General features: G+C 39.2%; 9 protein-coding genes. 5 read left to right on the top strand and 4 right to left on the bottom strand.

Annotation, left to right across the window (positions count from 1 at the left end; genetic code table 11):
• Complete coding sequence (locus I6E80_RS07655) at nt 1–876, top strand: LysR family transcriptional regulator (protein ID WP_197185243.1); 876 nt, start codon at nt 1–3, stop codon at nt 874–876.
• A 41-nt stretch (nt 877–917) separates the two neighbouring features.
• Here the strand turns inward: I6E80_RS07655 and I6E80_RS07660 are convergent, their stop codons facing one another.
• Complete coding sequence (locus tag I6E80_RS07660) at nt 918–2441, bottom strand: sensor domain-containing diguanylate cyclase (RefSeq protein WP_024600368.1); 1524 nt, start codon at nt 2439–2441, stop codon at nt 918–920.
• Nucleotides 2442–2946: 505 nt separating this feature from the next.
• The gene (locus I6E80_RS07665) at nt 2947–6801 is read right to left on the bottom strand and encodes a S8 family serine peptidase (RefSeq protein ID WP_197185244.1); all 3855 of its coding nucleotides are present in this window, start codon (nt 6799–6801) and stop codon (nt 2947–2949) included.
• Between the two features lie 919 nt (nt 6802–7720).
• Here I6E80_RS07665 and I6E80_RS07670 point away from each other — a divergent pair.
• From I6E80_RS07670 to I6E80_RS07680, 3 genes are all read left to right on the top strand, one after another.
• Nucleotides 7721–9532, top strand: a complete 1812-nt coding sequence (locus I6E80_RS07670) for a glycoside hydrolase family 3 protein (RefSeq protein WP_197185245.1) — start codon at nt 7721–7723, stop codon at nt 9530–9532.
• 1 nt (nt 9533) lies between these two features.
• Nucleotides 9534–10259 carry a 5-oxoprolinase subunit PxpA gene (locus I6E80_RS07675; protein WP_197185246.1) on the top strand — a complete coding sequence of 242 codons (726 nt, stop codon included), beginning with the start codon at nt 9534–9536 and terminating at the stop codon, nt 10257–10259.
• A gap of 161 nt (nt 10260–10420) precedes the next feature.
• Complete coding sequence (locus I6E80_RS07680) at nt 10421–12439, top strand: S9 family peptidase (RefSeq protein WP_197185247.1); 2019 nt, start codon at nt 10421–10423, stop codon at nt 12437–12439.
• Between the two features lie 526 nt (nt 12440–12965).
• Here I6E80_RS07680 and I6E80_RS07685 read toward each other — a convergent pair.
• Nucleotides 12966–14567 carry an isocitrate lyase gene (locus tag I6E80_RS07685; RefSeq protein ID WP_197185248.1) on the bottom strand — a complete coding sequence of 534 codons (1602 nt, stop codon included), beginning with the start codon at nt 14565–14567 and terminating at the stop codon, nt 12966–12968.
• 239 nt (nt 14568–14806) lie between these two features.
• Between I6E80_RS07685 and I6E80_RS07690 the strand changes: the two genes are divergently transcribed.
• Nucleotides 14807–16996, top strand: a complete 2190-nt coding sequence (locus I6E80_RS07690; RefSeq protein WP_197185249.1) for a malate synthase G — start codon at nt 14807–14809, stop codon at nt 16994–16996.
• 209 nt (nt 16997–17205) lie between these two features.
• Here the strand turns inward: I6E80_RS07690 and I6E80_RS07695 are convergent, their stop codons facing one another.
• Nucleotides 17206–17931 (bottom strand): YebC/PmpR family DNA-binding transcriptional regulator, encoded by a 726-nt coding sequence (locus I6E80_RS07695; protein ID WP_010552883.1) that lies wholly within the window; start codon nt 17929–17931, stop codon nt 17206–17208.
• Nucleotides 17932–18044: the final 113 nt, after the last annotated feature.

The raw sequence follows: 18044 nt of genomic DNA on the forward strand, positions 1-18044 counted from the left end.
ATGCATTTAGATGACATTGAAAAAGTAATTCACGTGGCGGGTTCGCAAAACCTGCACACAACCGCTAAGCATTTTAATGTTACCGCTGGTGCGCTTTCTAAAACCCTAAAAAAAGTTGAGGCAAGCTTAGCCACTAAACTATTCAATCGTGTGGGTAAAACCTTAGTACTTAATGATAAAGGCAAAGAGTTTGTTAAGCACAGTAGCGATTTAGTTCATAACTACCAACAGCTCACTAGCCGCTTTAAAAGCGATAATCATAAATTTAATGCAGTAATTGCAGGCCCTGCTATTTTACTTAAAAGTGGTTTAAAGAGGCTGCTTACACCACTTAGCCACCTGCCCTGCTCGGTACGAATAAATAATGTGTTTGAGGGCGAAGCCATAAGCCAAGTGGCGTCGGGAGCTGCGCATATTGCGCTGGTTACTCGCGAGGCATTAAATAACAGCCAGCATACTAACTTAGTGGCAGTTGACGTATTTAATACAGGGTTTAGTGTAGCAGCGGTACGCACTCATAATTTAGTACAAAAAAAGTTATTAGCTCTTAGTAAAAGCGAGTTTGCGCAATCAGCTTTTGCTTGTCCGCTGTTTTCACCCCTGTGCGGTTTAGAGCAAGGTATTGGTTCTGATGGTTGGCAAGATGAAATGGCTGAACGTAATATTGTCTTCAGGTGTAGCGACTACAGTGCTCTCATTGAGGTAGTACAAAGTGGTTTAGCACTTGCGTATTTACCAGACTTTGTGATTGATGATTTAGCACTTACAAAAATAACTGTAAAGGGGGTTAACAGTCACTATAGCGAAGGCATAGTAGTGATTTACAAACCATCAGCAGCAGATGGCTGGCTTAATAAACTGATGCACTCTCTGTAAAGTATTTATCAATTTGAGTTCAATGCAAAGTTAAGCTGCGCTTAGCTAATATCAGCCACTACACATTGGTTACGACCATGCTCTTTAGCATGGTAAAGCGCTTTATCGGCACATTTATATACTTGGGCAATATCAGTACTATGCACGGGCCAGGTCGCAATGCCTATAGAAATAGTGATGTTACCTATAGTGTCCATCTCCGTCGATTCTACTGTTTTACGTAAGCGCTCAGCAATTTTAAAGGCGCTTTGGCTATTTTCATTAGGTAGTACAAGGACAAACTCTTCACCGCCGATTCTCGATACTATATCGTCTCTTCTTGATAGTTTTTTAATTATATTTGTTAGCGAAACTAAAGTTTCGTCACCTTTGTCATGTCCAAAAGTATCGTTAACGCGTTTAAAAAAATCGATATCAATTTCTAATATAGCGAATGGGGTTTGCTTTAGTGTTAGTTGGTTAAGTAGGCCGTTTAAGCTTCTTCTGTTATGCGTATCTGTTAAAGGGTCTGTTTGTGAGTCATGGCGCAGCACACCTATTTGGGCTTGTAATAATGCAACTTCTCTTAACATAGCTAACTTCAGTTTCTGACTTTCAAAATACCACGACTTCACATTTTTAAGTTTTTCTAAGCTTGAAGGATCATCGAGTGTATTTGCGTTATCGGCTAAGCGTTTTAGTGGCCTCGCTATGAAATGTGCAAATAAGCCAATAAAAATAAACGTGACTAATGCCATCGGTATTGTTTGCTTAACCACTTCAATGGTTAATGTATCAAGGGAGGAGAGTGTTGATTTTAAAGGTCTCTGTGCCACTATTCCCCAATTAGATAAAGTAACAGGTGCATAGCCTGCGAGCATTGGCTTGCTTAAGCTATTAATAACTGTTGAAGTGCCCATTTCGCCACTTACAACAGCGTCAATCACAGAGTTGTTAGCAATAACGTTGCCGATTCTGGCAGGTTCTGGGTGATATAAAATGCGCTTATTTGAGCTAACAACATAAAGATATGAGCCACCTTTGTAGTAATGTTGTTCTAAAAGCTCATTTAAAATGTTTTTCTCTTTTAAATAAAGAGAGCCACCAATATAACCTAAATACTTACCTTCAAAATCAAACAAAGGGTGCGATATAAAAACAATTAAATTATTAGCTGCTGACAAATAAGGCTCACTAATTAATGGACGTTTTTCTTTTAGGGCTTCTATTGCACCAGGGGATTGTATTTGTTGACCTATTATACTTTCTAAACGAGGTGATGTAGCTGCAATAACGCCGTGTACATTTATCACAACAGAGTTAAAACTATCAGTTTGCTGATTTAAGCGAATGGCTTCATCGTTTAATAATTTGGAGTTATTTGGTGATTGCTCAATAATTTTAGCCGAGTATTCAAGCTGTTGAAGCGCAGATTTTAAAAAGTTATCGGTTGTGGAGGCTAGTTTTTGAGCATAGGCTAAATTACTTTTTAGTGTATATGATGTTAACTGCTCTTTTTGAACCTGATAGGTAGAATAAAAACTCCCTACCAATGTGCTCAATGCTGCAGATAATGCGAGTAGCAATATAAGCAATCTTAAGTTTAAAGCGGGTAGTAATTTATATAGCAAAGCAGCATCCCAAAGCACTAAAATTCAGCGCGTATTATACGAAGTTAAGTATTATACCCGTTTAAGTGTTTTTAATTAAGTTGGTTTGTTTAATTTAATAAACGTGTTGCTTTCTCTTACTTATTGCATGCTTTAGTGTATTTGTTACTAATAACAATGCGGCTGAGTTGAGTACTTCATAGTGCACGATTTCTTAATTGAAAAGTCAATTATTGAGGATAAATTGAAGTAGGTACCTAGTATAATGCAGAGACTACACCGCTTCAGCATCATCTTTTATAAGTAAAACTATTAAGCCCATTAAGCGGGTGAACCAGAGTTATGCTCTGGAAAACTGAGTGTGCTTTAATCTGAATGCCCGGTAAGGCTAGGAAATAAAAAGACCCCCAATAGTGGGTATGTCCAACTATTGGGGGTCACTTCAGCTTAATAGCTTTTTATTAATAGTAAGCTTTTAATCCTACGAATTATTCTTTCTGCGTCGTACAAACAATAATGGTGTAAACAATGCCATTAACCAACCAAATGAACCACTATCACCTTTGTTTTTTGTGATATTTGCGGTTGCTACTGTAATGTCTGAGTTTCCGTTTCCATCACTAACTTCTAATTGGAAAGAAATTACTTCATCAGTAGACACTTTTGGTGCTTCAAAGCTGATTGATGAACCAGTAGCCGTTAAGCTAACAATGCTTCCTGATAACTGTTTCCAAGAGTAAGTTAATTCATCATTATTAGCATCGCTAGAGCTAGAAGCATCCATAGTTACAGTCGTACCTTCTCGTGCACTTGATACATCTGGTACAGAAGCTATAGGAGCAACTTGAATAACACCAAAGCTATAAGTCGATTCAACTGTACTACCGTCAATCGCATTAGTTAATACTAGCTCTTTATCAGTTCCTGATTGTCTAGGAATTAAATCAAAGCCTACTGACATTGTTTTCGTTGAATCTCCCGCTACGCGAGTAATAGTCCACTCAGCTATGTTGTCAGTAATAACACCATCGTTATCAGCGTTAGCTATTTCTTGCCCTTCTGTAACCATTGCTTTTAATGTATAGACCTTATCTGCATTGGTAAAGTTTGGCTCAATATCAAAGCTAACTGCATATGCATCACCAGGCACCAATTCTTGGCTCGAAGCTGCAATTTCAGGTGACACAGTTTCAGTTACTTCATCGTCTGTGAATGATACTGTTAAAGGAATTTGTACCTCTGTAGAGTCAGTACCTGATTTTAATGATAGTAATGAGCTACTATTCACATTTTCTGACCATGCAACTGTTAGGTCAAATGAACCATTACTTTCGTCAACGGTTGCACTTACAATCTCACTTTTAGATTCGTCATTTGTTAAGATTGATACTGCACTAATCACAACTTCATCTGTTGCACCTGGTGCTGAGGCAGTAAAACTGTCTGCCACAATGTAATAAGTATCAGCAGGTAAGTTAAGGAAAGTAACTGACTCATTTGAGTTTGGACCCGCACTGCGACCAATAGTATTAAACTCACCATCTAAAACGCGTAAATCTACATCCGGAGCTGTTACTGATGAAGTACTAAACACAACATTTGGTACAACCTCATCAAACGTTACTACTATAAAGTTAAAATCTTCATCTTCAACTTCTACTGTTTGTGGTTCAACCAAGTTAGAGCTTTTATCAAACACACCAACACTAATATCAGTTAAGCTCTTCGACGTTAAATCTGTGAAGGTATAAGTACCACTTGAACGAGATGCAATTACTGACAACGATTCAGGTAGGTTACTTTCAGAGACTTGAACTGAAATAGGTAAATGCGCATCAGGTAAGCCAGCTGACGTTAGTAAAAGACTACCAAAGTTCCATTTATCTGCTTCAGATGTACTCACATCCGCTGTAACTGTGATCGTTTGTGTTTCGCCCGCTTTAATATCAAAACTTGTAGGTGAAACAGTTAGCGACATGCTGTCAGATGTTGATATTGAAGCCGCAGTCCAGTTTGCATCTTTTGTTGCAGTAAATGTACGAGTCCAAGTACATGTATCAATACATTGTGTATTTGTCATTGATGGAATATTTAGCGATAAAGGGACACCACCCGTTGCAGGGTTTGCCTTCATGTAGTTACCAAACGTTTCGTCCATGATCAGACCTGTATTAGTCGCTAAATTAACGCGAATACTACCTGAGCCCATATCAAATACATCTGCTGGTGTTATGCCATCTTCTTTACGTACATCAGTCGTTGCCGTCATCATTAGTGCTGAACGAATATTATCTGGTGTCCATGTAGGATGTGCAGACTTTAATACCGCACCGGCACCAGATGTATGAGGTGCTGACATTGATGTACCTTGCAAAAAGGCGAAATCAGCTGGAGAGGTTGCTGTTACGTCATTACCAAAATCTTGGTCATTATAAGCTGCGTAAATTGATACACCTGGTGCAGTTACAGAAGGTGTCATAATATCTGCAGTAGTGCTGTTAGGACCGCGAGATGAGAAGTCAGCCATGTCGTCAGCTTGACCAACAACTAAAGTAATTGCAGGGTCAATAGAAATTGTAGTATCTGAAGTTGAAGCTAATTCAGCTAGTAAATCTTTACCAGAATTCTCAGAGATAGCAACAGATGGAATAGTTGTCGCTTCTAATCCTGACATAGTAAGGCGTACATCGCCATCCGTGTTGTTATAAACAATAACAGCAGTTGCACCCGCATCAGCAGCATTTGTTACTTTATTTGAGAATGAACATGCACCACGACTAATTACAGCAACCGCATCTTTAAACGAATCAGCAGCAAATGCATTACAGCCTTCAAAATTGCTTGCATCAACTGACATTGCCGTAATAGGTAAAGCAGTTACAACTTCAGAAAATACAGGGCCTGTGCCATTTGAAAATGCAAAAGCTTCGTCGTTAAATGTAACAAAGCTATCTAATGTTCTACCATGCGTAGAAGCACCTACAACAGTATACCAAGGCGCATTTTTTGACGTTGTGTATGCTTCTGGGCCATCGTTACCAGCAGATACGGCAGAGAATATACCGGCTTCTTGTGCGGCTAAAAAACCAAGCTCAGTAGAACTCGCCCAAGGGTTACCACCACCACTAATTGAATAGTTTAAAACATCTACTCCATCAGCAACTGCATCATCCAAAGCTGCAACAATAGCTGCACTAGGACAACCTGTGTACTTATCACCTGTATTACCGGGGCTACAAATTTGATAAGCAACAATATTTGCATGGGGTGCTACACCTGAAATTTGCTCAAACGAAAACGCTTCGTTTACGATACCATCACTTTCAAGCTTTCCAGAATCTCCAGTCACTAAAGGAACATTTTTTAAAATATTACCACCTGCAGTACTTGCAGTGTGGGAACCATGGCCGCCATAATCTTCACCATTTTTAGCTGGCGGTGTAGTGCCAAAAACTTCTACATCGTCATAGTTATCAGTAACACTTGCATACGAGCGAACGCCAATTAGTTTATCGTTACATAGCTCAACAAAATCAGCTGCACAATCACCTACGTAATTACCTGCACCCCAAGGGTTAGTGTGATCGTATCCATCGCCACCAATGTCTGCAAACGAATCATGGTCTGTGTTTACACCACTATCGATTACACCAATGATAACGCCTTCACCCATATTAGTGGCTGAATTACCTTCGCCTTGCCATACTTGAGTTGCACCAATATGAATAGGACCCGTATCTGTATCCATTGTTTCCATACGTTCGCGTTCAATATAATCAACGCCATCTAAAGCAGCTAACTTTACAGCTTGCTCTTGAGTTAAGCGCATAGCAACACCGTTGAATGCATTTTTATATTTATATACAACGTTTGCTTGTTTACCCAATGAAAGGCGAGCAGTTGAAAGGAAATTTTGTTGTTTATCTTCAAGGTAGTTAGCATACTGAATAGCATCAGTTGATTTAGTATCTAAACGTAGCTGATTACGTACTTCTTGTGAGCTCATTTTACTATTAGCAAGTGATGAAAAAAGCTCTTTCTTCGCTATTTTAGGATTTGTTGCAGCAAAACCAACCACACTACCATCGTAAGTAGCTAACGGAAGATCTGCAAGGCGTACAATATAAGTATATTCGCCAGGTGCTAAATTAGGCTCAACAACAATTTTCTTTGCTGCTTTAGTAATACGGGTAGGTGAAGTTGATGGTAGCTTCGTTTTCTCTACTGCAGATTTTGTAAGTGCTATTTTTTGTTGAACACTACTTCCACCGGCTACAGAGCTTAAAGATACAGTTAATAAAGCTGCTGAAACAGCTAATGCTACTTGGGTCTTCACTGAATACTCCTTGCGCTTTTTTTAGCGCATGTAATTATTATTTTTGATGATTGATTTAAAAATTAAAGTGAATTTAAATTAAAATAAATAAAGTCGCCTAGAAAGATAACATCTGTCATTAAAATGTAAATGTAGTGTGTATTTGGTTTCTCGATAGTTTGTGACTAATGTAGCTACCGCAGAGAAAATGGTAGTGAGTAAATAGACTGTAAAAATATTTTAAAAAAGTAAATATATCTTTTTTCTACTTTTTTGTTTATTGATTTATAAGAATTTTTACTTAATGTTGAATATATTTTAAATCACTAACCGCACTAAATTAGTTACTATCATTATGTGTTTAGCAAGTTAATTGGGCTTTACATTCGTTTACATATTTCTTTATGTTTGATTCAACACGATTTATGTAACAAACTTCATAAACTCGATTGAAACTCTATTTATAAAAACTGTATATATTAATGATGAGGCGTTTAGGCTGTATGTTTACGAACCTTTAGAGTTTAACTATAAAAGAATTAGGGCGTGATTAAATCGCGAAGCGAGATCTATGATCTAGCTAGCTCGGTAGATGCCTCCTATACCTGTGCTCTATACTTAATGTGAGCAATAGAAATTAATTACTATAAAACAAGTCATTCCAAAAACTCGTACTGTGCGCCTATAAAAATTACTAAAATAATGTACCCGTAATTTATAATAGTTCAGGTTTGATTGACTTAAGATCATATATGTATAAATAAGATAATAAATACACACCTTAAGCATCTATTAAGCTTGTAAAAACACTTAGAGTACTGCTTTGCAGTTGCTTTAAAAAGTAGTTAAGCTGCGTACACTTATCTACTTTTTAGCTTTGGAGTATGTTTTGCTAAATAAGTGTATTGTATCGTCTATTGTTTTTATATCTGGGTGCTTAATGCCATTACAATCCTCGTTTGCTAAACCCGTGCTTTCTCTTGAACAACAACTTGGCCAAAAGCTAATACTCGACTTTCGTTATTTTTGTCAGCATGGTGCGAGCACTAAATGCCGAATACCAATGACCGAGTTACCTAATGAGCTTAGTACCGCTATTGCTAAATACGATATTGGTGGAGTTATTTTATTTTCTGAAAATACCCAATCGATAGAACAAACCATTACGCTTAATAGCCAATTGCAAACAGCGGCGAGTAAGTCCAGTAGTAAGCTGCCGCTATTTATATCAATAGATCAAGAAGGCGGACGTGTAGCGCGTTTACCACGCGATGTTGCTACATCATTTACCGGTAATATGTCGATTGGCGCAACCTACAAAAAGCACGGTACGAGCTTTGCGACAAAAACAGCAACTGTTATCGCTAAAGAGCTAAATTCACTGGGTATCAATGTAAACTACGCGCCCACGGTTGATGTAAATATGAATCCCGACAACCCCGTTATCAACGTACGCTCATTTGGTGAAAACCCAGCATTAGTGAGTAAATTAGGTGCTGCACAGGTAGCAGGATTTGAGAACAACGGCGTTATTACCTCGTTAAAGCACTTTCCTGGGCATGGCGATACAAATGTAGATAGCCACACCGGGCTGCCTCAAGTAAACCATTCAAAAGAGATTATTTACGAGCAGGATCTATCACCGTTTAAACACATTATCGCCAAGCAGAACCCAGGCATGATAATGACGGCGCACATTCAGTACCCAGCGCTCGATAGCACAACGTTTGTAAGTATTGATGGCAAAACCATGATAAAGCCGGCCACAATGTCGCGCGCAATCATTACTGATATTTTACGTGGTGAGCTTAATTACCAAGGTGTTGTAGTAACAGATGCGCTTGATATGGCTGGCATTAGTAACTTTTTTACACCAACTCAAGCGGTAATTAATACGTTTGCGGCTGGGGCTGACATTGCCCTAATGCCCGTTGAAATTAGAACACCCGATGACTTAAATAAGCTCGATGACCTTATTAAAGAGCTTGTTGCAGCGGTTAAATCAAAACAACTTGATGAGCAAGAAATAGCACAATCTGCACAGCGTATAATTACGCTTAAAAATAAATTTAGATTAAGCACTAATTTTGACCCTATTACCGCGCTCATAAATGCTAAGCAAATAATTGGCAGTGCAACACATCGTGAAATAGAAGCGCAGCTTGCTGTAGAGGCAATAACGCAGGTTAAAAATAATAACAGTACTTTGCCGCTTAATTTAAAAGCAGGAAGTAATGTTCATATTATCATGCCCGATACGCGTAAATGTATGGCAATGCAGCAAGCGATTGAAGCTATCAGCCAGCAAAAATTCACTTATAGCTGTAGTAGCTTACAAGGGTTCGACCCTGCACTCGCAAAAGCACAAATACACGCTGCTGATGTAGTTATAGCCGGCAATGCAACACCTAATCAAAGTGCGGTAGAAATTGGCGGTATGGATGATTTAAAAGACGACCCTAATTTTGCACTTAATAATGCAGAGCAACCAAAAGCATTTGAGTCATTATTAAATATGGCAAAAGAGAAAAACAAAAGCACTGTTTTTATAAGCCTAAGAGCCCCTTACGACATTGCTAAATTTGGCAATTATGCAAATGCTGTACTTGCATCCTACGCATATAATATTGATATAGATAAAAACGATATTGTATCTGGTCCTGCTTTTACCGCACTTGCAAAAGTGTTACTAGGCGAGGCAACTGCTAACGGCGTATTACCTGTCACAATAAAACCGCAAAAGGCGCACTAATATGAAGCTCAATTGTGATTTAGGCGAAAGCTTTGGCGCATGGAAAATGGGGCTAGACGATGACGTTATGCCACATATTGATATGGCTAATATTGCGTGTGGGTTCCATGCAGGTGATGCCGACGTAATGGCAAACACTCTTATACTTGCCAAGCAAAATAACGTACAAATTGGTGCTCACCCAAGCTACCCAGATAAGCAAGGTTTTGGTAGGCGCTCAATGGTACTTAGTGAAAAAGAGCTTACTAATTGCCTGCATTATCAAATAGCCGCTATTGAAGGCATGGCAAAAGTGCAAGGTTTAACACTTAGCTATATAAAACCGCATGGCGCACTTTATAACGACATGATGGCTAATGAGCAAATATTACAAACCGTTATAAATGCAATTGCCAGCTATCCAACAGATTTAAAACTAATGGTTTTAGCGACTAAAAATGCCAATAAGCACATTCGAATAGCTAAAAGCTCAGGAGTTGATCTAATACTCGAAGCATTTGCCGACAGGCAGTACACCGACGGTGGGCATTTAGTGTCACGAACACTTGAGGGCAGTGTTCACAACAAAGCTGCATTACTAGAGCAGGTAACTCAGCTTTTATCCGATGGCAGCGTGACAACACGAACTGGAAAAAAACTAACGCTCAACGCCCATAGCTTATGTGTACATGGCGACAACGCTGATGGCATAGCACTTATAAAAGATATAAAAGCCCTGTGTAACTAAGCTAAGTAAACTTTTACACAACCTCAAATAGAAGCTGTAAACCCCCTTTACAGCTTTAACTCATAGAGTTAAATAAGAGCTTCATCGCATCCTACTGTTAATTTAATAATCCCTAACATATAACTACTTAGAAAATTAAAAAAGTAACAACAGGGATAAAAATGAAAAAGTTTTTAACACTTAGCCTCGTTTTAGGCTGTAGCAATTTAGCCTACGCTGAAAAAAATACACTACAACTGCAAGATGTATTTAATTTAGAATATGCCAATCAAATAGATATAACCGAAGACGGTAAAACGGTTTATTTTGTGCGTAATCGCATGGATATAAAAACAGATCGTAAAGTGGGGAATATTTGGTCTGTTGATTACAAAACCAAACAAATGCAGCCATTAACCTCTGGCGTGCACATGGATTACTCGCCAGTACTCTCTCCTGATGGCCAACGCCTTGCGTTTATATCGACCCGCGATGGCAGCAGCCAAATGTATATTAAATGGCTTAAAACAGGTGCTATGGCAAAAATAAGTAACTTAACAAGTAGTCCTCGTGCGATTACATGGAGCCCTGATTCCAACCAATTAATATTTAGCATGTTTGTTCCAAGCGCTAATTCAGCACCAGTGAGCTTACCAGGTAAACCAAAAGGTGCAACGTGGGCAGAGCCTGCTAAATTTATTGATGATGTTTACTACCGTTCAGATGGTGGCGGTTACACACAAAAGGGCTTTAGCCAATTATTTTCCATAGATGCTAACGGTGGTAATGCCAAACAACTCACTCATGATGAGTTTGATAACGCGGGCGATGTAAGTTTTAGCAACGATGGTAAGTCGCTTTATTTTTCTGCAAACAGGCACACAAACAACCAACTAAAACCCACAAACAGTGAAATTTATAAACTCGATTTAGCTTCGCAAAATATAACAGAAATTACCGATAGAAATGGTCCTGACGAGCAGCCTAAAATCTCTCCCGATGGTCGTTACTTAGCGTACACAGGTTACGATGATAAACGCACTAATTACGAAAATACTCAGCTTTATATTCGTGATTTAAAATCTGGGGATACAGTTAGCTTAACGCCGAATTTTGACCGCAGCGTAGGGCAAATAAAATGGAGTTCAAATTCAAAAGGTGTGTACTTTAGTTTCGCTGATAAAGGTCAAACTGCCCTTGCGTATCAACCACGCAGTGGCAAGCGTAAAATAATAACAACCCAAATTGGCAGCGTTGCATTTGGTCGCCCTTATTCTGGTGGCGACTTTGATGTAAGCGAAGATGGCGAAGTAGCCTTTACCCTTGCCGATACTCAGCGCCCTGCTGATATAGCAACAATTAAACGCGGTAAAGCGCAGCGTTTAACTACCCTTAATGCTGATGCTCTAGGTGATAAAGCTTTGGCTAAAGTGGAAGAAGTTTGGATTAAATCAAGCTACGATGAACTCCCTGTTCAAGGATGGATTGCCTATCCGCCAGGTTTTGACAGCAGCAAAAAGTATCCGTTAATACTAGAAATACACGGCGGCCCTGTCGCTAATTATGGGCCGCATTTTAGCGCCGAAATTCAACTGTTTGCAGCAAAGGGAAATATCGTTCTATACATGAATCCACGTGGCAGCGATTCATACGGAAAAGAGTTTGCACAAACCATTCATCATAATTACCCAAGTAACGACTTTGACGACTTAATGACGGGCGTTGATGCACTAATAGCGAAGGGGTTTATTGATGAGTCTAAATTGTTCGTAACCGGTGGCTCTGGCGGCGGCGTACTAACAGCATGGATTGTAGGTCACACCGATCGCTTTGCTGCCGCTGTAGTTGCTAAACCGGTTATTAATTGGATCAGCTTTGTACTAACTGCAGATTTTTATCCGTTTTTTGCTGATTACTGGTTTCCGGGTAAACCGTGGGATCATATTGAACATTATATGAAACGCTCGCCTATTAGCTATGTTGGAAACGTTAAAACCCCTACTATGTTGCTCACTGGGGAATCTGACTACCGTACACCAATTTCAGAAACTGAGCAGTTTTATCAGGCATTAAAGTTACAAGGTGTTGATACCGCAATGGTGCGAATTCCTAATGCATCGCATGGCATTACAGCTCGCCCATCAAACTTAATGACTAAAGTAGCTTATATTCAATGGTGGTTTGATAAACACTCTAAATAAACTCTGGGTAATAAATTTATAGCTCAAATAAAAGCCACTGTAGTTAAGTGGCTTTTGTATTTACCGCCGTAGTATTCAAACTGTAAACCCCCTTTACACTTCTATGACAGTTAAATATCGGACTTAGCTAAAACTTCAGTTAGTAAAATTTCGGTTTATAGCATTTTTTGTAACTTGAGTTGGTAAAAAATCGGTTTGAGTCACTGTTTATAACCTCTCAGTTAGTAAAATTTTGTTTTATAGCAACGAGAAGTTAGTAAAAAATCGGTTTATAAATTATCTTCGTTTGCCTATTAAAGTAAAAATCAGTCACTTATCCGCTTTTTTTAGTTGCCGTAAACGCTAATTACAGCAAAATCACCTAAAAAAGGTTGTTTTATGAAACGTTAGTTAAACTCTGATCTGTAGATTCACTCAGGTAGTTAAATAGTGATCCAATATGATTTAGTTAGTTAAAGTCTGATCTAAAAATTAAAGCAATAAAAAAGGGCCTATTGGCCCTTGAGTAACACTATCTAGTTAGGAATTAAAACTGGTTCATGGTGTTATCTTCACCACCGGCTTTTAGCGCGTTATCACCAGAGAAGTATTCTTTGTGCGTATCGCCCATGTTAGACCCTGCTAGGTCTTGGTGCTTAACAGAAGCTTGCTCACGACGAATTTCTTGGCGTTGTACATCACGTACATAAGCCAGCATACCCATATCGCCAAAGTAACCTTCTGATAAAATATCAGTGCTTAGCGCTGCTGTATGGTACGTAGGCAGAGTAATTAAGTGATGAAAAATACCAGCTTCACGTGCGCCATCGCGCTGGAAGTTTTGCACTAGTAAATCGGCTGCTTGCGCAAGTTCTGTTGCATCCATTTCTGGCGCCATAAGGCCTTTATTATCACCAATACTTGGGTAAGCACTAAGGTCACGACCTGCTTCTTCCCACTCTTGATACACTTGCTCACGAAACTTAAGCGTCCAGTTAAATGAAGGCGAGTTGTTGTATACCAATTTTGCATTTGGCACGTGTTCTTTCACACGATTTACCAGTTCTGCAATTTGCTTAACATGAGGTTTTTCTGTTTCAATCCACAGTAAATCTGCGCCCGACTGCAAGCTCGTAATACAATCTAGTACTACACGGTCTTTTTCAGTGCCTTCACGGAATTGGAATAAACCGTTATCTAGGCGAGTTGGTTTACATAACTGGCCATTAATTTTCATCGCCGTGTCGCCTTCATTTAAGTCATCAACACCATTAATTGGTGTGGTTTCTAAAAATGCATTGTATTGGCTTGCTAAGTCACCTGGTTTTTGCGACACAGGTACTTTTTGAGTAAGGCTGGCACCTAATGAATCTGTACGTGCCACAATAATGCCGTTATCGATACCGAGTTCTAAAAAGGCGTAACGTACAGCGTTAATTTTTGCTAAAAAGTCTTCGTGTGGAACGGTCACTTTACCCGCTTGGTGGCCACATTGTTTAGCATCAGATACTTGGTTTTCTATTTGAATGGCACACGCACCGGCTTCAATCATTTTTTTAGCTAGTAAGTAAGTTGCTTCTTCGTTACCAAAACCTGCGTCAATATCAGCAATAATTGGCACAACATGGGTTTCAAAGTTGTCTATTTTATCAATAACAGCTTGAACGTCACCGCCATTCGCTTTTGCTGCATCTAAGTCGTTAAACAAGTGGTCTAGTTCACGTGCATCAGCTTGCTTTAAAAATGTGTAAATTTCTTCAATTAGCGCAGGTACCGATGTTTTTTCGTGCATGCTTTGATCCGGTAGCGGACCAAATGCAGAGCGAAGTGCTGCAACCATCCAGCCACTTAAGTATACATAGCTGCGTTTAGTTGTTTTTTGATGGCGCTTAATAGCCATCATCATTTGTTGCGCAGTAAAACCATGCCAACACCCTAAAGATTGTGTGTACTGGCTTGTGTCGGCGTCATATGCAGCCATATCTTCACGCATTACGTCTGCTGTGTATTGCGCAATTTCAATTCCTGTACGAAAACGGTTTTGTAAACGCATACGGCTTGCGTATTCAGGGTTAATAGCACCCCACGCGCTGCCTTGTGATTGGCAAAGAGTAGAGAGTGTGTCTGTTTCGCGTTGATATGTTGTCATAATAAAATCCTTCGAACGAGTGTAAATTATTTTAATGTTGTGAGAGTGGCTAGGAGTGTGTGCTCCGTTTCGCTTGATTCAACATTAGGCTCCTTTTCTAGATTTAGTTAATTTATAGTTGTTATTGCGGCTATATATTTTATGAATGGCTAAAAAGCACTCAACATTGCCTTTTTGAGTTATTGTTGCCTTAACGCACAAGCACATAACAACATCGCGACCGTTTAAGGAAGGCAAATATGTCCCACACTCTCACACATTCAGGACTCAGCGTAGATACACAACTCGCTGATTTTGTTAAAAATAAATTACTACCAGGCACTCACTTAAGTGAGCATCAATTTTGGCAAAGCTTTGCACATATCGTTCAAACACTTACCCCTACAAATAAGGCACTGCTTGAAAAGCGAGAATTGCTTCAACAGCAAATAGATGACTACCATCTTGCTAATAAAACGTGGGATAGCGTTAAGTACCATGCCTTTTTACAAGATATTGGGTACTTGGTTAAAGAGCCTGCCCACTTTGAAATTGAAACCCTAAATGTAGAACCCGAAGTAGCCCTTACAGCAGGCCCTCAGTTAGTTGTGCCTGTAAGTAACGCACGCTTTGCACTTAATGCCGCTAACGCGCGTTGGGGTTCGTTATACGACGCTTTATACGGTACTGATGTGTTAAGCGAAGACGATGGAGCCGAAAAAGGCAATACCTACAATCCTGTTCGTGGTTTTAAGGTAATGGCCTACGCTCGCCAGTTTTTAGATAAAGCATTGCCGCTGACTAACGGCTCGCATATAGAAAGCACTAATTATTCAGTAGTAGATGGCGCACTTTTAATTACGTTGCGTGATAGCTCTCAAACCACATTAGCTAACCCATCTCAGCTTATTGGCTATCAAGGTGAAGCACAAAATCCAACTGTAGTGTTACTAAAAAACAATGACTTACACATAGAGTTACATATCGATCACCACCACATGATTGGCCAAGCTGATAAAGCTGGCTTAAAAGATGTAGTGCTTGAGGCCGCTCTTACCACTATTATGGATTGTGAAGATTCAGTGGCTGCGGTAGATGCAGAAGATAAAGTACAAGTTTATAAAAATTGGCTTGGGTTGATGCAAGGTAACTTAGTTGAATCGTTTAAAAAAGGCGATAAAACAGTAGAGCGTACTCTGCAAAGTGATAAAACATACACCGCACTTGATGGTGGCACAGTTACTTTAAAAGGCCGTAGCATGATGTTTGTTAGAAACGTTGGCCATTTAATGACGAATCCTGCTATTACCGATGTGTACAAGCAACCGGTATATGAAGGCATTATGGATGCAATGTTTACAGCCACCGCTGCTCTGCACGACCTAAATAAAAAAACAGGTTTTAAAAATACCAGCGCGCAAAGTATTAATATAGTAAAACCAAAAATGCATGGCCCTGAAGAGGTGGCGTTTACTAATACTTTGTTTAGTTTAGTAGAGGAAGCGTTAAGCTTACCTAAAAACACGCTTAAAATGGGTATTATGGATGAAGAACGCCGTACTTCTGTAAACCTAAAAGCCTGTATTTATGCAGCTAAAGAGCGTGTTGTATTCATAAATACTGGATTTTTAGACAGAACAGGCGATGAAATCCATACCTCTATGCAAGCGGGTATTGTGCTTCCAAAAGCAAAAATTAAGCAGCAACCATGGATACAAGCTTATGAAGATCGCAACGTCGATATTGGCCTTGCTTGTGGCTTAAGTCATAAAGCACAAATAGGTAAAGGCATGTGGCCAATGCCAGATAAAATGGCATTAATGATGGAGCAAAAACAAGCGCATCCTAAATCAGGCGCTAATACAGCATGGGTGCCCTCCCCTACAGCCGCTACCCTACATGCAATGCATTATCACGATATAAACGTATTTACTGAGCAGCAAAATATAGCTAAACGTACTATTGCTAGCCTTAATGACTTGCTTACACCGCCGCTAATGGCAGACCCTAAAACGCTTTCAAAAGAAGATATTCAAAGCGAACTTGAAAACAACGCACAAGGCATTTTAGGTTACGTTGTACGTTGGATTGATCAAGGCGTTGGCTGTTCAAAAGTACCCGACATTAACCATATTGGGCTAATGGAAGACAGAGCCACACTCCGTATTTCAAGCCAGCATATGGCTAATTGGTTACTAAATGGCGTGTGTTCACAGGCGCAAATAAAATCAACAATGGCAAAAATGGCTAAAGTAGTTGATGGTCAAAACGAGCACGACACTGCGTATACACCCATGGCAACAAATGAAGAAACATTGGTTAACAGCATTGCCTATCAAGCTGCACTTGCATTAGTTTTAGAGGGCGTAACGCAACCGAGTGGTTACACTGAACCACTACTACATAGCTACCGTATAAAATATAAAGCACAAAAAACGAATACGCTTTAACCGCTTAACTAACGTTCAAATTAAGTACTAAACCAGCTTTAAGCTGGTTTTTTATCGCCTAAAATTAGAATAACAGCACTTTTAAGGCATTTTAAAAATATATATTAAAATAAGCATAATATGCATGAATACTTAACATTTATTCAAACGTAAAAAAGCGTGTTTTGCTTACACAAAACACGCTTTTTAAAGCTATTAGCGAATTAAATCTAATTTTTTACAATGGCATTGTGATAAATATTTTGTACATCGTCACAATCTTCAAGCATATTTATAAACTTATCAAAGTTAGCAATAACTTCTTCGTCTTCAATTTCAATATTAACTTGAGGAATAAACGTAATTTCGTCTACTTCAAAGTTAATGCCTTCAAATGCGTCTTCAAGGGCTGTTTTAGCTTTAAAGTATTCTGTTGGTGGTGCAAATACCGATATTTTACCGTCCTCGGCTTCAACATCGCTTACATCAACATCAGCCATCATTAATGCTTCTAATACAACTTCGTCGTCATCACCGGCAAAGCCAAGTACTGCATAATGATCAAACATATGCGCTACACAGCCAGGAGTACCAATTTTTGAGTCTGTTTTAGTAAACGGTAAGCGTACATCTTTAATAGTGCGGTTCGGATTGTCAGTTAAACAGTCAACAATAACCATGCAGTTACCAGGGCCATAGCCTTCGTAACGGGCAACTGAATAGTCTTCCCCTGCGCCACCTGCTGCTTTTTCAATTGCTTTATCGATAACGTGTGCGGGTACTTGGTCTTTTTTAGCTTTTTCGATTAGACGGCGTAGTGTTTGATTTACTTCGGGATCGGGATCGCCACTTTTTGCTGCAACGTAAATCTCTTTACCATATTTTGAGTTTACTTTTGTTTTTGCATTGGCTGTTTTGATCATAGAACTTTGACGAACTACAAATGCTCTGCCCATTTTGTGCCCCTAATGAATACGTTACGTTTTGCGGTATTTTACCAATTCAAAACGTATTGGGCTAGGAACAAACGTTATTTTGTAATTTAAATAACGTAGCACTTATTCTTAAA

This window comes from Pseudoalteromonas sp. NSLLW218 (genome assembly GCF_015864775.1).
Lineage (GTDB): Bacteria > Pseudomonadota > Gammaproteobacteria > Enterobacterales > Alteromonadaceae > Pseudoalteromonas.